The organism is Qiania dongpingensis (genome assembly GCF_014337195.1).
Classification (GTDB): domain Bacteria; phylum Bacillota; class Clostridia; order Lachnospirales; family Lachnospiraceae; genus Lientehia; species Lientehia dongpingensis.
Genome location: NZ_CP060634.1, coordinates 752,975 through 774,444, shown reverse-complemented (window position 1 = coordinate 774,444; position 21,470 = coordinate 752,975). Strand labels below are relative to the sequence as shown.

Here is a 21,470-nt window from a genome sequence, read left to right as displayed (position 1 = left end):
TTCTTTATAAGGCAGGAGGCCGTGTGGATACCTGACACTTTTATGAAATCATGGAAGTTTTTCGAGATGGTGCGGCAGAAAAGATACCGGCAGGAAGATTCCGGGCCGGCCTAAAGGTGAGCGCCGCATGGCAGAGGTCGGTGTTCCCCAGGCGGAGGGAGGCAGAAACGAAAAACACCGATTCCGTTTCTGAGCGAACCGGAGACAGGAAATCATAAAGATTTCCCGTCGACATGTGAGCGGCACTCCTGGAGCGGGGATAAAGCGGCCTTTGCATCGCCAGCGAGCCGAAATCGTGACGGCCCGGAATTTCTGTCGGTATCTTAACTGGAACTCGATCAGAGATGATTAAAAAAGATTTTAAATAGTGTTTTGTATCATACACCAAAAGGCTGCCGGGGAGTGATTCTCCGGCAGCTTTCTATTGTCCGGGAAAATTGTTTGTCGGATTATAAATAATTCTGCTTGAATTTCGCAGGCGGCTTGTTATAATGAAGATGAAAAAGGTACTTTTGTGAGGGAGTTTGTATGAAAAAGTCATATGAGATTGACATGTGCAGCGGGCCGCTGTTTGGTAAGATTATGAGATTTGCGGTCCCGCTTATTCTGTCTGGCGTGCTTCAGCTTCTTTTTAATGCGGCGGATATCATTGTAGTCGGCCGGTTCACCGGAAGTCATGCCCTGGCTGCGGTGGGATCTACCAGCGCTCTGATCAATCTGCTGGTCAACCTGTTCATCGGTGTTTCTGTGGGAGCTAATGTAATGGCGGCCAGATACTTTGGATCCAGAAGTGAGAAGGAGATGTATGAAACCGTTCATACGGCCATACTCACGGCCTTGATCGGCGGATGCATGATGATATTCATCGGGATTGTGATGGCGCGGCCGGTGTTGGAGCTGATGGGGACTCCGGATGATGTACTTTCTCATGCGGTGCTGTACATGAGGATTTATTTCATCGGGATGCCGTCGTTTATGGTATACAATTTTGGGGCGGCAATCCTGCGGGCCATAGGAGACACCAAGCGGCCGTTATATTTCCTGACTGCTGCTGGAGTAGTCAATGTGATATTCAACCTGTTATTTGTTATAATTTTTCATATGGGAGTTGCCGGTGTGGCCATCGCCACGGTCATATCCCAGACCATATCGGCGGCGTTGGTTCTTCTCTGCCTGTGCAGGAGCGAGGGAATCTACCGATTGGATCTGAAAAAGCTTCATATCCACAGGGACAAGCTGTCGGCAATGCTTCAGATTGGCCTTCCGGCTGGATTTCAGGGAATGGTGTTCAATATCTCCAATGTGTTGATACAGTCTTCAGTAAACTCGTTCGGATCCCTGGCCATGGCGGGAAATACGGCTGCCAACAACATTGAAGGGTTTGTCTATATATCCACCAATTCCATATATCAGACCTCTCTCAGCTTCACCAGTCAGAATATGGGAGCCAAACAGTATAAAAGGGTTGACCGCATCCTGATAGAATGTCTGCTGATCGTAACTGTGCTGGGTCTGGTGCTCGGAAACGGCGCCTACTTGTTGGGCAATTCGCTTCTTCAGGTTTATTCATCGGATCCGGAGGTGATCGCATTTGGAATCTCCCGGCTGGCAGTCGTCTGTGTATCCTATGCCCTCTGCGGGATCATGGACGTGATGGCGGGAAGTATCAGAGGGATGGGGTGTTCTGTCATGCCTATGGTAGTATCTTTGACCGGCGCCTGTCTCTTTCGGGTGGTCTGGATATTTACAGCATTTAAAATCAGCCGCAGCCTGTTTACCCTTTATATTTCATACCCTATTTCCTGGGTGCTTACCATATCCATGCATGTGGTATGCTATCTGATCATGAGGAAGCGGAAATTTGGACCGCCGCGGAACAGGGCTCCGCTTCCAAGAAGAAAACAGGACGTCTCAGACTAAGAGACGCCCTGTTTTATATTATCTGTATTGATTATGTACTGCTTTTTTGCTCGGCAGCTTTATTGATATTTTTCTGAGCCGTGGAGAGCATCAGCTTGATACGGTTCAGCTGGTTTACCTCGCTGGCGCCGGGGTCATAATCCACCGCAATGATATTGGAGTCCGGATACTGCCTCCGCAGCTCCTTGATGACGCCCTTGCCCACCACATGGTTGGGCAGGCAGCCAAAGGGCTGCGTACAAACGATATTGTTGGTGCCTGTATGGATAAGTTCCAGCATCTCGCCGGTCAGGAACCAGCCCTCCCCCGTCTGATTGCCCAGGGAAACGAAAGGATCGGCCAGCTCGGCCAGGCTTTCAATCTTGGCCTGGGGGAGAAAATGCCTGCTGGCGTTCAGCTCCTGTCTGGCGGCCTTTCTGAAGTATTCCAGAAGGGAAATTCCAATGTTGCAGAGGCGGGCGGTGGAGCTCTTAAAGCCCAGATTCTTTGCCTTAAAATTACTGTTATAGAAACAGTACAAAAGGAAATCCATCAGATCTGGCATAACGGCCTCAGCGCCTTCAGCCTCCAGCAGGTCCACAAGATTATTGTTGGCCAGAGGGGAGAATTTTACGAGAATCTCACCGACAATACCTACCTTAGGCTTCCGTATGTCCTCATGGATGGGAAGGCTGTCAAAGGCCTGGATGATGGCCCGGATATTCTTTTTGAACCGTCCCATGGAAGGCCCGTGGCTGGTCAGGTCCTCAATGCACCGTTTTTCCCATTTCTTATGAAGCTCATTGGCAGAGCCAGGCACCAGCTCATAAGGGCGCATCCGGTACAGCACCCGCATGAAAACATCGCCGTATACCACTGCCTGCATGGCCTTTATAAGCAGAGGCAGGGTAAAGGAAAATCCGGAGTTGGATTCCAGCCCCTGTGCGCTGAGGGAGATGACCGGTATCTGCGGCATGCCGGCCCGTTCAAGCGCGCGGCGAATGAAACCGATATAGTTGGAAGCTCTGCAGCCGCCGCCGGTTTGGCTCATGAATACGGCTGTCTTGTTCAAATCATATTTTCCAGATAAGAGCGCTTCCATGACTTGGCCCACCACGATCAAAGAGGGATAGCAGGCATCGTTGTTTACATACTTTAAACCGACGTCTACGGCTGCTTTTGTATGGTTTTGAAGAACCTCCACATGATAGCCGCAGGAACTGATAGCCGGCCCCAGAATGTCGAAATGGATGGGGCTCATCTGAGGACACAGGATAGTGTAATCCTTTTTCATCTCCTTTGTAAATTCCACCCGGTTATAGGCGGAAGAGACGATTTTTCGCTCAATATGCTTGTTTTTCCGCACCCGGAGCGCGGAGATCAAAGAGCGGATACGGATTCTGGCTGCCCCTAGATTGCTGACCTCATCAATCTTCAGTACCGTATATATTTTGCCGGAACCTGTGAGAATATCGTTTACCTGGTCCGTTGTCACAGCGTCCAGGCCGCAGCCAAAGGAATTCAGCTGGATCAAGTCCAAATCTTCCCTGGTCTTTACAAAATTCGCCGCGCGGTAAAGTCTGGAGTGATACATCCACTGGTCCATGACGACAATGGGGCGCTCCACTTGTCCCAGATGAGAAACAGAGTCCTCTGTCAGGACAGCAATTCCATAGGAGGTGATGAGCTCCGGTATGCCGTGATTGATTTCAGGATCCACATGATAGGGCCTGCCGGCCAGTACGATACCATGACGTCCGGTTTCCTCCAAATACCTTAAGGTTTCTTCGCCTTTCTTCCTGATATCGTCCCGTGAAGCGATCAGTTCTGTCCATGCTTTGTGAGAGGCGGTTTTTATCTCCTCCACAGGAATATCGCATTCTTCCGAAAAGACCTTTATCAGACGCTTTTCCAATATCTCTTCGTTAGTGAAAGCGAGGAATGGATTCATGAACCGGGTGCCTGCTTCTGTGATTTCCTCCATATTGTTTTTGATGTTTTCCGCATAAGAGGTAACGATGGGGCAGTTGTAGTGATTTTGGGCGTCCGGGGTCTCGTTGCGTTCATAGGGGATGCAGGGATAAAATATGAAGTCAATCCCCTGTTTAATAAGCCAGGCTACGTGCCCATGGGCCAATTTCGCCGGATAGCATTCCGACTCACTGGGAATGGATTCGATGCCAAGCTCATAAATCTTTTTTGTGGATTGAGGGGAGAGTACCACCCGGTACCCCAATTCCTTGAAAAAAGTAGCCCAAAAGGGGAAATTCTCATACATATTCAATACACGGGGGATTCCCACGGTGCCCCTGGGAGCTTTGTCCGGCGTCAAGGATTCGTAGCCGAATACCCGTTTATATTTGTATTCAAACAAATTGGGAATGTTTTCTTTGTTCTTTTCTTTACCAAGCCCTCGTTCGCAGCGGTTTCCTGACACGAACTGCCGGCCGCCGGAAAAACGGTTGATGGTCAGCAGACAGCTGTTGGTACAGCCTTTGCATCTGGCCATCTTTGTGTCAAAGGTCAGGTTCAGGATTTTTTCCATGGGAAGCATCGTGGTTTTCTTGTCGGGGGTGTAGCGTTCCCTGGCTACCAGCGCTGCTCCGAAGGCTCCCATGATTCCGGCAATATCAGGGCGGACGGCTTCACAGCCGGCAATCCGTTCAAAGCTGCGGAGCACCGCGTCATTATAGAACGTACCTCCCTGAACGACGACCCGCTTGCCCAGATCACTGGCACTGGTTATCTTGATCACCTTGAATAAGGCGTTTTTGATCACCGAGTAAGCGAGGCCGGCAGAAATGTCGGAAACCTCGGCGCCTTCTTTTTGTGCCTGCTTTACATTGGAGTTCATAAAAACAGTGCAGCGAGTTCCAAGATCGATGGGATTTTTGGCATACAAAGCTTCCTTGGCGAAATCCTGAACACTGTAATTCAGAGATTTGGCAAAGGTTTCAATAAAAGAACCGCAGCCAGAGGAACAGGCTTCATTCAGCTGTACGCTGTCCACGGTCTGATTTTTTATTTTAATGCATTTCATATCCTGCCCGCCGATGTCCAGGATACAGTCCACCTCCGGATCAAAAAAGGAGGCGGCATAATAATGAGATACAGTCTCCACTTCCCCCTCGTCCAGCGTCAGAGCAGCCTTTATTAAGGCTTCTCCGTAACCGGTGGAACAAGAATATTTAATGGATGCGCTGGGCGGCAGGAGTTCGCTTATTTCCTTCATGGCCCGTATCGTGGTTTTCAGCGGACTTCCGTTGTTATTGGAATAGAAGGAGTAGAGGAGAGAACCGTCTTCCCCGACCAAAGCGACTTTTGTAGTAGTGGAGCCGGCGTCGATGCCCAGGAAGCAGTCGCCCTCATATGTGTCCAGATCCGCCGTTGCCACATTGTGCCGGCTGTGGCAATCCAGAAATGCGGCGTAATCGTCAGAATCCATGAAAAGAGGTTCGAGACGCTTAACCTCAAATTCCATTTTCACACCGTGCTGGAGCTTCTCACAGATGGCTTCTAAGGAGGTGTGGATTTCTTCCTTCGGGTTCATAGCAGCTCCGATCGCGGCAAACAGATGAGAATGCTCCGGGGCGATAATAGCGTCTCCCTCCAGCTTCAGAGTACGGATGAACGCGGCCTTTAGCTCTGATAAAAAATGAAGAGGCCCGCCCAGAAAAGCCACATTGCCGCGAATCGGCTTTCCGCAGGCCAGTCCGGAAATGGTCTGGTTGACGACTGCCTGGAAAATAGAAGCCGCCAGGTCTTCTTTTGTGGCGCCCTCGTTGATAAGGGGCTGAATGTCAGATTTTGCAAATACGCCGCAGCGGGCAGCAATCGGATAAATGGCTTTATAACGCTTTGCGTATTCATTTAGGCCGGCAGCATCCGTCTGAAGCAGGGTGGCCATCTGGTCAATGAAAGAACCGGTGCCTCCTGCGCAGATACCGTTCATACGCTGGTCGATCCCATTGGTGAAATAAATGATCTTGGCATCTTCTCCGCCCAATTCAATCGCGACATCCGTATGAGGCGCATAATCCTGAAGAGAAGTGGCGACCGCCACGACCTCCTGGACAAAAGGGACCTCAAGATGCTTTGAAATCGTGAGACCGCCCGAACCGGTGATGACCGGACAAACCTCCATGTGGCCTAAGAGGTCAAGCCCCTGCCGGAGAAGGGATGCTAAAGTCTCCTGTATGTTAGCGTAATGGCGCTCATAGGCGGAAAAAAGTACTTGATTTTCGGGATTTAGAATGGCTATTTTGACTGTTGTAGAGCCGATATCGATCCCTAATGTATTAAAATTCGTCATAAAAACACCTTTTTCTAGTAAAGTTGAGCCCATCAGCCGGAGGACCGGACAGCGGGCATAGTAAACCACATGTTATTATAGTATGTTCCATCTGGAAATGCAAGAATTCCGGGAAGTAAAATTATGTTAAAAAACCGTGAAGTTTGTAAAATATATAGAATCGGTAATCAGGTATTTGACAAACCTTAAGTTTGTTCCTATAATGAAATGGTCATGTCGCTTTAATTGAAAGACAGAATGGAGCCTTGAATTTATGAATTGGATGAATAAACTGGAGCGGAAGTTTGGAAAATATGCCATTCACAATCTGATGTTTTACATCATGATCTTATATGGAGTAGGGTTTATAATCGTAAATATAAACCCTGTATTTTATGTACAGTACCTTTCCCTGGACGCGGCTAAGATTCTGCACGGGCAGGTATGGAGGATTGTGACGTTTCTCCTGTTTCCTCCGGCTACGGATATTTTGTATTTTATCATTGCCATGTGGCTTTACTATTCTCTGGGAACGACTTTGGAAAAGGTATGGGGAAGCTTCCGGTTCAATCTGTACTTTTTCACTGGGATCTTGGGCCATATTTTGGCGGCTATTCTGATTTATGTGATTTTCGGGAAGTCGTTCCTGCTGGGGACCTCATACCTGAATCTGTCACTGTTCTTCGCCTTTGCCGCTACTTTTCCGGATATGCAGTTTCTGCTGTTCTTTATCATACCTGTAAAGGCAAAGTGGCTGGGGATTCTGAACGGGGTGTACTTTGTGTATGAGCTGATCGTCGGGAATTGGGCGACGAGAATTGCGATCATCCTTTCAGTCCTCAACTTCCTGATCTTTTTCCTGACCAGCCGGAATCTGAACCGGGTAAATCCGAAAGAGATTAAACGGAAGGTCGTGTACCAGCAGCAGGTCAAGGCAGCCAAGTCAGACGCAAAACATCCTCGGCATAAATGCGCGGTCTGCGGAAGGACGGAGCTGGACGATGAGAATCTGGAGTTCCGGTTCTGTTCCAAATGCGAAGGCACATATGAATACTGCCAGGATCATCTGTATACCCATAAGCATGTGACGGCCCATGGGCATGATGAGACAAAAGCGTGATACAATTTTTGCTAAATTTTATATGACAGTGAAACACACGGCGCGGCCTGGAGAGGGCCGCGTTTCTTTTGATTAAGATTACTCTGTCATTCGGTGAGAAAAGATGCTATAGTAGTATCATGAACAAAAATGGGAGCATCGGGGGATCTGAGGGGAAGCAGCATGTATACAAGGTTAATGAAGTTAATCTATAAAATTGAAAATAACCGAATATTTTCTTCTATTAAAAAGGGATTTATTTTATTGATTCCGGTTCTGCTGGTGGGCTCTTTTGCACTGCTGTTTAAAAATTTCCCAGTGCCGGCGTTTCAAAGGTTTCTGGAAGCCGGTATAGGAGCGGTCCTGCTGGAGATTCTGAATTTTCTATTTGATTCCACAGTCGGTTTCATGTCGGTGTATCTTGTGATGAGCATCAGTTATTATTATTCTGAGACCATGGAGATACGCAGCCGTTTTCTGCAGGTGATGTCGATGCTTGTTTCCATGATCTGCTTTGTGGCTTCCTTCGGCGGAGCGAGCGGCTCCATGGAATTGAGTGATATGGGGCCTGTGGGCGTATTTACCGCCATGTTTACGGCAATAGCGGCTACTAAGCTGTTTTATGTACTCAATTCACGGATTTCCGAGCGCCGCCGTTTCTATGCGCCGGGCTCTGACACGGATTACCGAAATTCCCTTTCTGTACTCTATCCGCTGCTTCTCTGTGTCTTGATTTTCATAGTTGGAAGATTTTTGGTACAGCGTATTACCGGAGCGGATAATCTGAATGATCTGATCTCAAATTCTATCGTCGCTTTGTTTGAAAATATGGACGGAGGATTTGGAGTAGGGGCGCTCTACGTACTAGTCTTAAATATCCTGTGGGTTTTCGGGATTCACGGCGGGAATGCGATGGAATATGTGGCACAGTCATATCTGGTTCCGAATGATACGGTGCCGGGTGTCATTGTGTCCAAATCATTCCTGGATAACTTTGTCATGATCGGCGGATGCGGCGCGGCTATCTGCCTCCTTTTGGCGCTTTTATTCTTTGCCAGGGAGAAAGACAACCGCCAGCTTGCCCGGTCGGCGGCTCCCGCCGTCCTTTTCAATATTAACGAAATTCTGGTATATGGTCTCCCGATCGTGCTGAATCCGATTATGGTCCTGCCTTTTATACTGACGCCGCTTTGTGCTTATCTGATCGCGTATGGAGCGACTGTGGTGGGTTTTCTTCCGGTGGTCGAAACGACCGTCACATGGACGACTCCGGTGCTGTTCAGCGGTTATCTGGCCACGGGGACCGTTCACGGAGTAATCGTACAGCTAATAACGGTGGCGGCCGGGACCTTGCTCTATGCGCCGTTTATCTGTCTTTCTGAAAAGATGAGAAAAAGTCAGGCAAAGACTCTTCTGCAAGAGCTTACGGAGCATCTGAAGAAGCAGCAGGAGGAGGGAAAGGCCCTGGATGTCCTGGAACGTCACGACAGTATGGGGATGCTTGCCAGAAATATGGCGTCCAAGCTCCGGATCGATGTGGAAGCGGAGGCTCTTCCTCTTGGCTATCAGCCCCAATTCCACAGTGAAAAGGGGATCATTGGAGCGGAAGCTCTGCTTAGATGGCAATATGCCGGCGAAAGCGTTTATCCTCCGCTGGCTGTGGAATTGGCCAGGGAGGACGGATTTTTTGACCGTTTGACACAGTGTGTGATGCGGTCCTCGATGGATGCCTGCCGGATTCTGCTCCGGGAAGGGCATATGTTGGAAATCTCCATGAATATCACGGCGGAACAGCTGAATAATCCACGGTTTGTGGATAAGGTGATCCGGCTTGCCGACGAATATGGCGTCTCCGGTTTTTTCTGTCTGGAGGTAACAGAAGAGACGTCTGTGGAAAACCTGAAATCCATCGCGGAACATATTGAACGTCTGAAAGAAAACGGGATCATGGTGCTGGTGGATGACTTCAGCATGGGAAGCACCAGTCTCAAATATCTTCAGGGCAATGGCTTTTATGCGGTCAAACTGGACGGAGGCCTGGTCAAACAGGCTGCGGAAAATGAGAGAAGCCGGGATATCGTCGCGTCCATCATTACCCTCGGGAAGACTCTGGATTATACGGTAATTGCGGAGTACGTCGAGACAGAGGATATCCGTGACAAGCTGAAAGCGCTTGGCTGCCATATTTATCAGGGTTATCTGTACAGTCCTGCTGTGCCGTTTGAAAAATTAAAGGAAATGCTGTAAAAGAAACCGTTCACTGCTTTGAACTTGAATAAAAAGTTGTTTTTCCATCCATATTAAGCAAAGAAGGAAATCACAGGCAGAAAGGATGCAGTCCAGATGGGAAAACATAAAAGCGGCCAGAAATCTGGCGGCGGGCAGAGAAGCGGAAACGGCAGAGCCTGGTATGAACGGGTTGAAAACGGCTATCATATAGGAGAAGAGCAGGAAAGGAAGAAAAATATGGGAGACGGCGTCATGAAGGATAAGACCGAAAAAGAGGTCCAGAGCGGCAGAGCAGAATGGAAGGAATTATCCGATGGCAGTACCGTCCGGAATTCATCTGGAGAAAACGGAGCGGAGAACCAGGCTTCCGACAATCAGGTGAAAGATGAAAAGATCCAGGATTACGGTCAGGTGGTACTGGATGAGGGAAACGGAAAAGAAAAAGGAAAGATTTATCTCCTTTCTATCATCGGGGAGATCGAAGGCCATGAGAATTTGAATTCAAGCAGCAAAACGACGAAGTATGAGCATGTACTGCCAAAGCTGGCTCAGATTGAAGACAGTGAGGATATAGACGGCGTTCTTCTGCTCATCAATACACAGGGCGGAGACGTATCCAGCGGGCTGGCGCTGGCTGAGATGGTAGCGTCCCTCAGCAAGCCTACGGTCTCTCTGATAATCGGTGACAGCCATTCCATCGGCGTACCGTTAGCCGTGTCGGCGGATGATTCTTTTATCGTTCCTACGGCTACTATGCTGATCCATCCGGTCCGCATGACCGGCATGACGATCGGCGCACCTCAGACGTACCATTATTTTCAGAGGATACAGGACAGAATCACGGGTTTTGTGGCAGACCATAGTAAGATGCCTCAGGATAAGATCGAGGAGCTGATGATGAGCACCAAGGATCTGACTAAGGATCTGGGAACACTTTTGGTGGGAGAGGATACCGTCCGTCTGGGCCTCATTCATCAGGTGGGAGGGATCGACAAAGCTCTGAAGCGGCTGCATGAGATGATAGATGAACGGAGAAACGAAGCCTAAAAATTAAGGAGACGGCGCGATACGAGAAGTATCACGCCGTCTTATTTTTATGCCTTATCGCACGAAGTGCGACCGCCAGGAGGAAATCGGATCATTCCTCCTGCTCTTGTTCTCGCACCAAGATAAGCTTCCGGTTGTTTTGAGAACCATTGGAGCGGCCGGTGTTCCCCATGTGGAGGGAGGCAGAAACGAAAAATACCGATTCCGTTTCTGAACGAACCGGAGACGGGAAATCATCCGGATTTCCCGCCGACATGTGAGCGGTACTCCCGGAACGGGGATAAAGCGACCCCTGCATCGCCAGCGAACCGAAATCGTGACGGTCCGGAACTTCTGCCGGTATCTGATTCCAAGAAGTATTTTGTATCATACCCAAGGGCACCCCTTAATTCATGCCCTTCGGGCAGGCGCACTTCGTTCGGTAAGGTATATTCTTTTACTTCATTTCCTGTATATACGATAACGGAAATTTTTTCTATGTTTTCTCCAGCCAGGCTGGGAACGTGTCTCATATATGGGATAACGGAAAATACCAGGATCAGCAGGATAAAACAGATAACATATTTTTTCATCTTTCGCCTTTCTTCTACAATATAAATGTCCTTAGCTCAGGCTCTTACTTGAGTATATTACATTTGAGATACGGGTGCTATTCAATTTGTATTTAGCATAATATGGTCCATATTATCCAATAATAAGCCTATCAATCAGCAGGGAGCTTACAGAATATGGACCGGCCAGTGATTTTGCATTCTGATATGAATAATTTTTATGCGTCAGTGGAGTGCCTCGATAACCCCTCTCTACAAGGAAAGCCCGTGGCCGTGACAGGAGATCCTGACGCCCGTCATGGAATTATTCTGGCTAAAAATTATGAAGCGAAGAAATGCGGGGTTACGACCGGGGAACCGTTGTGGATGGCAAAGCAGAAGTGCCGCGATATCATTTTCATACCGCCGCGATATGACAGATATATTCAGGTATCTCAGGACGCCCACGAGATATACGAGGAGTATACGGACAGAGTGGAGACCTTCGGTTTGGATGAATGCTGGCTGGATGTGACCGCGTCGACGCATCTGTTCGGTCAGGGGAAGGAGATTGCCGATACCATCCGCAGCCGGATAAAGAAGGAGCTTGGCATAACGGCAAGCATCGGCGTTTCTTTTAATAAGATATTTGCCAAGCTCGGCAGTGACCTCCATAAGCCTGATGCGACTACGGTCATCGGAGAGGACTTTAAATCCAAAATTTGGAATCTTCCCGCGAATATGTTATTATATGTAGGAAAAGCGACCTATTCCAAATTGATCAAATACGGAATCCACACCATTGGGGATCTGGCTTGTACGGATATTAATTTTATTGAACGGCTGCTTGGAAAAAACGGCATCATGCTTTGGGCGTTTGCGAATGGTCTGGATCAGTCACCCGTTTCCCATGTTTATTCCCGCCGGATTATTAAGACGATCGGAAACAGCACCACGACACCACGGGATCTGTCGGATGAAACAGATATTAAGATTATTTTATATATTCTGGCTGAGAGCGTAGCGGAGAGGATGAGAAAAGAGCATTTCTATTGCCGGAGCGTACAGATATCCATCCGGGACAATACTTTGTTTACTTTTGAACGCCAAGGACGGCTTGTCCTTCCGTCATGTACCTCTCAGGCAATCTTTCAAAAAGCGTTTGAGCTGTACCAGAGAAACCGTCCGGCAAATCCGGTGAGGAGTTTAGGCGTCCGCGCCTGCAATCTGATCTATACAGAATACCGGCAGCTTTCTTTTTTACAAGACGCGGTCAAAGATCAGAAACAAGAAGATTTGGAGCGGGCCATTGACCGGATACGGGAACGCCATGGACATTATTCCGTACAACGGGGAATCATGCTGGCAGACAGAAAGCTGTCCCATTTGGACCCAATCGCAGAGCATACGATTTATCCAGAATCGTTCTTAAAGGCCCAACATCAATCACAATAGGAGGGAGTTAGTCATGTGCGGAAGATACAGTCTGTTCACAGATGAAGAGAATCAGGAGATATTGAGAATTGTAAACGCCATAAATGCCCGTTTTCCGGGTAATACCATGAAGACGGGAGAGATCTTTCCCACGAATACGGCTCCCATCCTGTCGTCAGACAGGAATGAGATAATTCCCCGGATGAGTATATGGGGATTTCCGCGCTTTGGAGCGAAGGGAGTAATCATAAATGCCCGTTCGGAAACCGCGGCTGAACGTCCGACGTTTAAAAAGAGTCTGCATTCCCGCAGATGCGCGGTGCCTACAACGGGGTTTTATGAATGGTCCAAGGATAAGACAAAGTATCGTTTTAATCTTCCCCATGAAAAGGTTCTGTATCTCGCAGGCCTTTATAATGAATTTGAGGGAGAGAATAAATTTGTTATCTTAACAACGGAGGCGAATCGCTCCATGGCTGATGTACACAACCGCATGCCGGTAATTTTGCCGCGATTTATGGTAGAAGACTGGGTATTGTCCGATGATTTTGCATTATCTTACGTCCATGAGAATATGCCGGCACTTGAACGGGAAGCACTTACAGAAATATAGTATTCAATGGCAAAAAAAGCAAGACATTTACACATGCGCCCTAACTTTTATCAATATTATTTTATCCCCTGGAGTTACTTCCGTATTCCAGATAGTATCGATGAAACAAATCATAGAATTGCCGGTATCATTTGTTATGCTGATCATGTGAGAGGAATATTTCATACAGAGATATAATTGCCTGTCTTCTTCGCTAGCGTTTTCATAGGCTATGTCGATCTCCGCCTCGTAGGCAGTGAGATCCGTGACGGAATCGACCCATCCGTATAAGACGAACTGCCCTTGGATTTTTTTGTAATTATTCCATATCTCTTCTATGTTTTCATGAAAGTCATATTGCTTCATATCAGGTGTAATAACTTTAGCTTCTGTAAAAAGTAGATTATCATCACTCATGACGGTGCATTCAACTTTCACATCCGTATTAAGTTCAATCAGAACAGTTTTGAGATTATTTGTCTGGACGGAAATGTTATCCCACTGAGAATTGCTTGTCTGGCCGTCGTATAATGCAATCCGGCAAGTTCCATCGCTGTAGATGCTTTGGCCAATCATTTTGCTGTTTATTGTAATACGCTGACCGTTTTCAAATCCTTCTTTTTTCAGATACTTACAGCACAATTCATTTTTTTTGCTTAATTTTTCCTTTTCGGTGGAAAAATTCATTTTTTCCATGTCATTTTCCACAGAATCACCGACCTTCTGCCATATTTCAAATATTTCGCTGGTGCTATACTCGGCCATGGTCTGTTGTTTATATTCGGATAGAAAGGAAAAGAAACTCATTATCCAGATTAAGAATGTTATAATCCCTTTTTTTATGGCGGTTCCTCCCCAGCTGACGTAAGTAAAGGACAATAAAAATAGAGAAATCAGATGGCACCAGGTAAAAATACCGCTGTGCCATCTGATATAAGAAGATTCTTTACTGATCGATCTTTTCAATGGAAACGCCGGGAATAGTTATGGTACCGCCCATGGTAGATTGATAACTGATGGTTCCGATGGAAGTGCCGTATATGGTGATCTTGTCATCTTCCAGTACCCGGGACCCAACGATGGACGAGTCATATTCTCCCAGAAGGATAGTATCATAATCGCTGTCTACGGCCAGCCTTATCTGTACTTTTCCGGTGCCCTCTATTACCTGAACTACCTTTCCGGAGAACTTCACCTTTTGAGATTTGAACTCATCCGGTGTCCGCGCCAGCTGATCGTAAGTGATCCCCGTCTCATAACCCACTTTTGCGGCGGCCTCTGCGGCAGCGGCCGCTTCTGCTTCTGCCTGAGCTTTTGACTCCGCCTCGGCAGCGGCGATGGATTCCGCTTCTATTCTTCTGGCTTCCGCCTCGGCAGCGGAAAGGCCTTCATACGCACTCATAGATTCTTTGTAAGTATTGTATTCATTTTGAAGCTGTTCCAGGGAAGAGGACAGAGATTCTGACTGGCTCTTTACATTTTCCAGCTCTGAGCTGGCCGACTCCTGGCTGGCCTTTGCGGATTCCAGGTCTGTCTTTACCGATTCATAGTCTGCTTTTAATGATTCATGCTCCTCTTGAGGAACTCCGGAAGAACATCCGGTCAACAATAGTGATGCTGCACAGAAAACCCCTAATAATTTCTTTTTCATACCCTAATACCTCCCTTTGACTTTGATCTTTTTTATGTAAACCGTGATACGGTTACATGATATGACACATGCAGTACACGATACCCAAAACGATGTACAAAATAAAGTCGTATTTTGTCTAATGAGTAAAATAAGTATTTTTAGATACAAAATAAAGATTATCCAATAATATTTCTTGTATTATGTAATAAATATAACACAATAATTTGTTTTTGAAAAGATATTTGTCGAATATTATGGAATATAGTGGAAAAATTTGTCGTTTTCCGGAACAAAAAATAGGGACTTGCCTGTCAAGGCTTTCCTGAGCTATAATGAGGACAACGAATAAAAGATGTCCGACAGGAAAGCAGGTATATCCATGAACATCACTGAATATTTGACGGAAGCGACTGATCAGGGCGCATCTGACGTGTTTATCGTCGTCGGACGTCCTTTGTCCATTAAAGTAAATGGGATTTTGCGTGAGATGACAGACAGCCCTCTGATGCCGGCGGATACGGAACAGCTGATAAAAGAGATCTATGATATGGACGAAGGGAGGGATATGGACCGCCTCATAAAGAGCGGGGATGATGATTTTTCCTTTGCAGTCCGGGGCGTGTCCAGATTCCGCGCCAGTGTTTATAAGCAGAGAGGGACTCTGGCGGCTGTGGTGCGTGTCATCACGTTCCAGATTCCGGAGCCGGCGGAGCTTGGAATCACGCCGGAGGTACTAGGTCTTGCGGATTATACGAAGGGACTTGTCCTGGTCACCGGACCGGCCGGCAGCGGAAAATCCACGACGCTCGCCTGTATCATCGACCAGATTAACAGTACCAGAGAGAATCATATCATCACGCTCGAGGATCCCTTGGAATTTCTTCATTCCCATAAAAAGAGCATCGTCAGCCAGAGAGAGATCAACTCCGATACAGAGAGCTACATTGCGGCTCTGCGGGCGGCTTTAAGGCAGAGCCCCGATGCGATCCTGCTGGGGGAGATGCGGGACTATGAAACGATCCAGGTGGCGATGACGGCGGCGGAGACGGGACATCTGATACTGTCCACGCTTCATACCGTAGGGGCGGCCAATACCATTGACCGGATCATCGATGTGTTTCCGCCCAATCAGCAGCATCAAATCGCGGTACAGCTGTCCATGGTCCTCCGGGCGGTAGTGTCGCAGCAGCTGGTGCCTGCGGTGGACGGCCGTCGGATTCCTGTCTTTGAGCGTATGACTGTTACACCGGCCATACGGAATATGATTCGGGAAAATAAGATACATCAGATTGACGGTGTGGTGTATTCCTCCAACACCGGAGAAATGGCATCCATGGACAATGGGCTGCAGAAGCTTTACAAGAGCGGACGGATCACGGCCGCTGCAGCGCTTCAGTATGCCTCCAATCCGGAGATGCTGGCAAAAAAGCTTTGATAACAGATGAGTTTATTCCAATACGTTCAAATGAGTATCCGGATCCCATGCCTGGCTGGCTTTTGTCTGCCAGGCTGTTATTTCGTAATAGTGGCCTCCGGGAACAGGGAAGAAAGGAATGGAGATGGTCACGGCCAAATACTGTTCATCGCTCAGGGTTTCCGTGAAGTAAAAAGAAAAGCGGTCGGAGCCGGATTCCAATGAGGTATGTCCGGCAATTGTTTGCAAATAAGAGCTGCAGGCGGAAGAATATTTGTCATTTGAGGGATTTTCCTTATAAAGCTTATCCAGCTGGCTGTCGATCTCTTCCAGAAAATCCTGGGCTTTTTCACATGCCTCATAATAGGCGGAGGTCCTCTTAGCCAGCTTTTCATTTAATTTCCAGTCTGCATTGGCGCTCACGAAAGAGAGCACTGCGAACACCACGAGGCAGAGCAGTACAAAAATCATGAGAATGGAAGATGTGCCGACTCCCAGGCCGGATATGGTATTTTTATTACTGGATGTCTGTTTCATCGGAGGACTCCTGTTTCTTGAAGATCATCTGGATATGGCGGCCGGGACCGTCCTGGGTATCTGGACAGAGACAGGAAGCCGGTAAATGCTGCTGCTGTCTTTGCTGATCTGGACGGAAGCATGGACAATAGAGGACGGAAGTTCGTCCTTTTTTAAGGATACGGTCAGAGTGTATACGGGAGAGATGGAACTTTCTGTGCCCAGAGGTTTCCAATTCTCATCATAAAAAATACTCAGGATATCTCCGGCATCGTTTAGACGGCTTTCGGGAAAGAGCGGCGCCAGAGCCTTGAGATCGCCGGAAACGCTCTGAAATCCTTCAGCGGCGCTTTCAGACAGCGGTATGGCATAGTTCAATTCTTCTGTCTGGGTCCTTGCCAAGTGTGATTTTGCGAACAGCTGCATACAGACTGCACTTGCAAGGGAAAAAAAGAACAGTGCGAGAATCAGCTCCATCAGAAATATGCTGGATTTATGTTCGGTGTGTGACATATTGAAAACCCTTTCTGCCGCTTAACGAAGCGGCGGTCACAGGCGGAATATCAGCATTAGGCGGACAGACGTCATGGAAATCAGGTTCCCGAAGACTTGAGATGCAGGTATAAAGAGACGGTGCCTTCGTGCTTTTCCTCCGCGGAGATTTCCAGAAGGCCGTCTGATTTTTCGGAAACGGAAAATCCGCTCACTTCCAGTATTTCCTGGCCTGCGTCTGGGTCGAAGGGCAGCTCCGGACGAGTCAGGAGCTCCATCAAAGAACCTTCGTGCTCGTATATATACAATACGTATTCCTCATTTTCACTGATTTGTGAAAGGCAGAGCATGTTATCGGCCGTTTTGATGCCTCCCGCCGTATCGTTCTGCCGTATTTTTTCCGCGACGTAGGATAAGGCAGTCCGGCTGGTATAATTTTTTTCCATGGAGGAGACAGTCCTTCCATAGACGTTGACGCCGGTGATGACGAGTCCCAGAGCCGACACTGCGAAAACGCAGAAGAGTACCAGGGTGAATAGGAAATCGGTTTTCGGTCTCATGACGAACCTCCTGTCTCCAAAATGGTCACGTCCGGCATCAGATTGGAGCCGATGGGCTGATAATCTATCCAGAAAGCAGATTCATCATAAGTGAGGCCGTAATGCTCTTTCAGATAGAGCAGGTCAGGAGGATAAAATCCCTCGGTGGCATAACAGTGTATGATGTTCCGGCGGACAGCCTGTTCCAGACTCTCTCTTTCCTTTGCTCTTGCGGTATCCGATACGGAGGTGATACCTCGGGCAGCCAGAAAAAGTACGGCGCAGAAAATCAGAACGGAGATCAGAAAGCCCGGAAGACCGGTTCTGGAACGCTTATCATCAAAACGGTTCATGGTATTCTCCCTTCTCGAAACGATGAGATCATGGTCATCCGATATTAGTCATGATGCCCATTAGCGGCAGCATCACAGAAAGCAGTATCATGCCTACCAGAATGGACATGACGGCCACCAAAGTCGGCTCCAGACGAGATACCGCCCGCGAGATGCGGTCGTTGGATTCTTCCGCGCACTGGCGGGCTACCCGTTCCATAACCTGGTCGAGGGAACCGGAAAAGATTCCCACGCTGACCATGCGGGCGTATAGACCGGAAAAAATACCGGATTCTCTGAATGCTGTGCCGAGATCCGCCCCGTCTTCCGTCCGCTTCCGGCAGTCCGCGATTTTTTTACGGAGCGCCGGGCTTTCTGTCAGCTTGCCGGAAAGCTCCAGGCTTTCATCCGAGTCAAGGCCGCTTTTCAGGGTGATTGCCATCCCGTCGGCAAAACGGCTTAAAGATGTAGTCTCGTATATTCTCCTGGTGAGAGGAAAGCGGCGTCCGATGGAATCCAGATGCCTTCTGCCGCTTTTTGTACGGAACAGATAGACAGCGGACAGAAGAAGGACAGCAGCCAGAATCAGAAAGATCAGGCTGTAGCGGCTGAGCCAGGCGCCGATCCCCATGATGCCTTTTGAGATCCCATTCATTTCCGTGCCAAGCTGGGAATATACCTGGCTGAAGATTGGCATGACTTTGATGATGAGCACCAGGATGACCACGAGCATCATGCCGATCATGATACAGGGATAGGTAACGGCGCTTTTTATATTTTTGGAAAGAGCCTCCTGTCTGTCATAATAGACGGCCAAAGAAGAAAATACCTCGTCCAGCTGCCCGGCCCGTTCTCCAATCTCCGTCATATCCAGGAAATAACGGGGAAAGACACCGGTTTTTACCAGAGCGGCATAGAGACTGCCGCCTGCGTCCAGGGTGCCGGAAATAGATTCCAGGATGGCTTTTCCACCTGAATTTTCCAAGTTTTCCATTAATATGGAAATGCCCTCTGCTACGGAGATACCGGCCTTAAGCATCATGGACATCTGCTCGCAGAAGGTGGAAAGCTCCCGGTTGTTCAGTGGCTTATTCGCATTACGTCCCATTGGAATCCCCCTTAATAGATAAACTTTGTTTGATAGTTGTCTCCCTTGCCGATGAAGTCCTTCAGATCCTTGGAGCTGGAATTGGCGGCAAAGGTCGGATCCATGAGCTTCCATTCGGACCCGTCGAATTCAATAATGCCGTTTACCCAGCCCAGCTCATCGATGTGAGTGCTGATCCAGGCATGATATACCGTTCCGGCGTATCCAATCTCCAAACGGGTCGGAATCCGCTGTGTCCGCAGCATCGCGGCCATCAGAGCGGCGTAATCGAAGCAGATGCCTGTGCCGGAAACGAGGATTTCATCCACCTCAGGCACATAGCCGCTCTGCACAGAGCTTGCCTTGTTTTTATCATAAGAAATATTACGGACGATATAATCATATACGCGGGTTATCACTTCCAGGTCGTCGGAAGCACCCTCGGCCAATTCAGCGCCTTTGGCCACGGTCTTACTGTCAGGCGTAAAGTTCACATATTGGTTGGGATAGAGATAAGGAGAGAATTCGTTGGTGATAAAAGCTTCCACCGTCTGGGAAAAAGCATTGATATAGTTGGATTCCGTTCCGGCCTGCCGTTCGAATACCGAGATTTTATAAGTGCCGTCGCCGTCCGTGAGCGGAAACGTTTCATATCCGTCCTGCATCGTATACGTATAAAGAGTTCCGGAGGGAGTGAGGAGCTGGAGCTTTACTTTTTCCACATTTCCGGTATATCGGACCATCACATAGCCATCCTCCAGATGGGAAGCATCCATGGATACCAGCTCATTCCCGTAGGTGACTTCTCCGGAAGGGTCCGGAACAAGGACTACAGGAGTGCTGTCCCGGCTCCCGCCGCCAGTCTCGTTTTCCGGACCGGAATTTGTTTCCTTCTGGACAGAAGAAGCATTTGGCTCTTTATCGGAACCACAGCCGCACAGAAACAATACGGCACAGGCAATCAGACTAAAAAAAAGAACGAATCGTTTATGATACATATAAATAGCCCTCATGGAAAATCAGATGATTTCCTTGATATTTATTTCCAGCGCTACGTTTGGAGACTGCCGTTCCTGCTCATAGCGGGCACGGGTGCGCTCTATGGCGATATGGCAGCCGGCTTCATTGGGCACGGTCAGGATCAAAGAAAATTGGGAATAGCTGGATTGGGTAAAGACATCGTTTTTACGCAGAAAGTGCCTGATCACATTTCTCAGGATATCCATTTCTGCCTTGACATCACTGGTGATCGTTTCCCGGTTGTCCGTATCCTTCAAAGTCAGGAGCACCAGGTAACGCTTGCTCCGGATGCGGTGCAGAGAACGCATATTGATTTGGTAGATATTTTTAAATACATCGAAATTGCAGTAAAAGCTTCCTTTGGAATTTTTGTCCTCTTTCAGATTTTCTTCCAGATCATCGATGTTCATCTGTTGGCTTCTGGTCGCCTGGATGATTTTATAGTAGAGATCTTCCAGGGATTCGGAAATATCTACTCCATATTTATTATTGAACAGATTGAGGATATCATGATAATAGTCCAGGGCCTTATGGGGATATCCCAACTGGAGATAGGCGTTTAAGGTCTCTTTATGGATATTCTCGTTCATGATATCCAGATGGTTGGCCTGCTCACATAGCTCCAGGATTTCCTGATATTGTCCGTCGGCTTTCAAATGATCGCACATGGCCATGACGCATTTGACATACAGATTCTGGTAATATATGCTCCGGAACATCACCCACTCCTCTTGGTTCAGGGAGGGGAGGAAGTTTCCCTGGTATAATCGGAACATTTCCTGGTAATAGCGGTACTGCTGGACTTCATAGGATTCTTTCTGGGCCAGATTGTAAAGAGTCTCAAACCTCTCGATGTCGATTTGGCAGTCCAGAGCGCCGTTCCAGGCGTAGGCGTTCCGAGTGAAAAGGATACAGTTGGCGGATATGCCGGGAAAAAACCTGGTCAGCTCGCGCCTTGCCCGGTATACCAGGTTTCGGAGCGCGCCGGTAGGATTGGAAAGCTCTTCTTCCGGCCAGAGAATTTCAATGAGCTTATCCTTGGAGACCTCCACGCCTTTATTCGCGATCAAATATGCGATCAAAGTAGTAATCTGCATGCTTTTACTGGAGGTGGGAGCATACTGATGAAATTCATTCTGTATGGAAAATTCGCCAAACATTTTTATGCGTAACTGTTCTGTTCCCATTGATCCGTGCCACCTTTCCGAAGATAAAAAAGAACCTCAAAATCTCAGTCACAGCCATTATATCAGGAGAATATGGGAAATACAAGAAAAATGAGAAACAAACCTATTTATTTTCAATAATTCAGTAGT

Annotated in this window: 19 protein-coding genes; 8 read left to right on the top strand and 11 right to left on the bottom strand. The window is 48.0% G+C overall.

Features of this window, described 5'->3' with window-relative positions; translation table 11 throughout:
- Positions 1–50 precede the first annotated feature (50 nt).
- Both H9Q78_RS03610 and H9Q78_RS03605 read left to right on the top strand, forming a co-directional pair.
- Positions 51–218: a hypothetical protein gene (locus H9Q78_RS03610; protein WP_249303646.1), complete on the top strand. Its 168-nt coding sequence runs from the start codon at positions 51–53 to the stop codon at positions 216–218.
- A 310-nt stretch (positions 219–528) separates the two neighbouring features.
- Positions 529–1,920 (top strand): MATE family efflux transporter, encoded by a 1,392-nt coding sequence (locus H9Q78_RS03605; RefSeq protein WP_249303645.1) that lies wholly within the window; start codon positions 529–531, stop codon positions 1,918–1,920.
- A 31-nt stretch (positions 1,921–1,951) separates the two neighbouring features.
- Here H9Q78_RS03605 and H9Q78_RS03600 read toward each other — a convergent pair whose 3' ends face one another.
- On the bottom strand, positions 1,952–6,211 hold the full coding sequence (locus tag H9Q78_RS03600; RefSeq protein ID WP_249303643.1) for a 2-hydroxyacyl-CoA dehydratase: 4,260 nt from the start codon (positions 6,209–6,211) through the stop codon (positions 1,952–1,954).
- Between the two features lie 253 nt (positions 6,212–6,464).
- On the opposite strand from H9Q78_RS03600, the gene H9Q78_RS03595 reads away from it, so the two are divergent.
- From H9Q78_RS03595 to H9Q78_RS03585, 3 genes are all read left to right on the top strand, one after another.
- Positions 6,465–7,310, top strand: coding sequence for a rhomboid family intramembrane serine protease (locus tag H9Q78_RS03595; RefSeq protein WP_249303642.1), 846 nt, complete (start codon positions 6,465–6,467; stop codon positions 7,308–7,310).
- 162 nt (positions 7,311–7,472) lie between these two features.
- Entirely contained in the window at positions 7,473–9,536 is a 2,064-nt protein-coding gene (locus tag H9Q78_RS03590; RefSeq protein WP_249303641.1) for a PTS sugar transporter subunit IIC/EAL domain-containing protein, read from the top strand.
- Positions 9,537–9,632: 96 nt separating this feature from the next.
- Entirely contained in the window at positions 9,633–10,565 is a 933-nt protein-coding gene (locus tag H9Q78_RS03585; protein WP_330595229.1) for a ClpP family protease, read from the top strand.
- Between the two features lie 91 nt (positions 10,566–10,656).
- Here the strand turns inward: H9Q78_RS03585 and H9Q78_RS03580 are convergent, their stop codons facing one another.
- Positions 10,657–10,935, bottom strand: a complete 279-nt coding sequence (locus tag H9Q78_RS03580) for a hypothetical protein (RefSeq protein WP_249303640.1) — start codon at positions 10,933–10,935, stop codon at positions 10,657–10,659.
- A 358-nt stretch (positions 10,936–11,293) separates the two neighbouring features.
- Between H9Q78_RS03580 and dinB the strand changes: the two genes are divergently transcribed.
- Complete coding sequence (gene dinB, locus H9Q78_RS03575; protein ID WP_249303639.1) at positions 11,294–12,550, top strand: DNA polymerase IV; 1,257 nt, start codon at positions 11,294–11,296, stop codon at positions 12,548–12,550.
- A gap of 13 nt (positions 12,551–12,563) precedes the next feature.
- On the top strand, positions 12,564–13,142 hold the full coding sequence (locus H9Q78_RS03570) for an SOS response-associated peptidase (protein ID WP_249303638.1): 579 nt from the start codon (positions 12,564–12,566) through the stop codon (positions 13,140–13,142).
- Between the two features lie 27 nt (positions 13,143–13,169).
- Here H9Q78_RS03570 and H9Q78_RS03565 read toward each other — a convergent pair whose 3' ends face one another.
- Both H9Q78_RS03565 and H9Q78_RS03560 read right to left on the bottom strand, forming a co-directional pair.
- Positions 13,170–14,087 carry a hypothetical protein gene (locus H9Q78_RS03565; protein WP_249303637.1) on the bottom strand — a complete coding sequence of 306 codons (918 nt, stop codon included), beginning with the start codon at positions 14,085–14,087 and terminating at the stop codon, positions 13,170–13,172.
- On the bottom strand, positions 14,068–14,772 hold the full coding sequence (locus H9Q78_RS03560; RefSeq protein WP_249303636.1) for a toxin regulator: 705 nt from the start codon (positions 14,770–14,772) through the stop codon (positions 14,068–14,070). Before H9Q78_RS03560 ends, H9Q78_RS03565 begins: the two co-directional genes overlap by 20 nt.
- 361 nt (positions 14,773–15,133) lie before the next feature.
- Between H9Q78_RS03560 and H9Q78_RS03555 the strand changes: the two genes are divergently transcribed.
- Positions 15,134–16,189 carry a type IV pilus twitching motility protein PilT gene (locus H9Q78_RS03555; protein WP_249303635.1) on the top strand — a complete coding sequence of 352 codons (1,056 nt, stop codon included), beginning with the start codon at positions 15,134–15,136 and terminating at the stop codon, positions 16,187–16,189.
- Between the two features lie 12 nt (positions 16,190–16,201).
- Here the strand turns inward: H9Q78_RS03555 and H9Q78_RS03550 are convergent, their stop codons facing one another.
- The 7 genes from H9Q78_RS03550 to H9Q78_RS03520 form a co-directional block, all read right to left on the bottom strand.
- Positions 16,202–16,705: a hypothetical protein gene (locus H9Q78_RS03550; protein WP_249303634.1), complete on the bottom strand. Its 504-nt coding sequence runs from the start codon at positions 16,703–16,705 to the stop codon at positions 16,202–16,204.
- Positions 16,706–16,729: 24 nt separating this feature from the next.
- Positions 16,730–17,197: a hypothetical protein gene (locus tag H9Q78_RS03545; protein ID WP_249303632.1), complete on the bottom strand. Its 468-nt coding sequence runs from the start codon at positions 17,195–17,197 to the stop codon at positions 16,730–16,732.
- 80 nt (positions 17,198–17,277) lie between these two features.
- Entirely contained in the window at positions 17,278–17,736 is a 459-nt protein-coding gene (locus tag H9Q78_RS03540; RefSeq protein ID WP_249303630.1) for a DUF4860 domain-containing protein, read from the bottom strand.
- Entirely contained in the window at positions 17,733–18,068 is a 336-nt protein-coding gene (locus H9Q78_RS03535) for a hypothetical protein (RefSeq protein ID WP_249303628.1), read from the bottom strand. The genes H9Q78_RS03540 and H9Q78_RS03535 overlap by 4 nt, the downstream gene beginning before the upstream one ends.
- Positions 18,069–18,102: 34 nt before the next feature.
- Positions 18,103–19,155, bottom strand: coding sequence for a type II secretion system F family protein (locus tag H9Q78_RS03530; protein WP_249303627.1), 1,053 nt, complete (start codon positions 19,153–19,155; stop codon positions 18,103–18,105).
- A gap of 11 nt (positions 19,156–19,166) precedes the next feature.
- Entirely contained in the window at positions 19,167–20,132 is a 966-nt protein-coding gene (locus H9Q78_RS03525) for a transglutaminase-like domain-containing protein (RefSeq protein WP_249303626.1), read from the bottom strand.
- 21 nt (positions 20,133–20,153) lie between these two features.
- Entirely contained in the window at positions 20,154–21,341 is a 1,188-nt protein-coding gene (locus H9Q78_RS03520; protein ID WP_249303625.1) for an AfsR/SARP family transcriptional regulator, read from the bottom strand.
- Positions 21,342–21,470 lie beyond the last annotated feature (129 nt).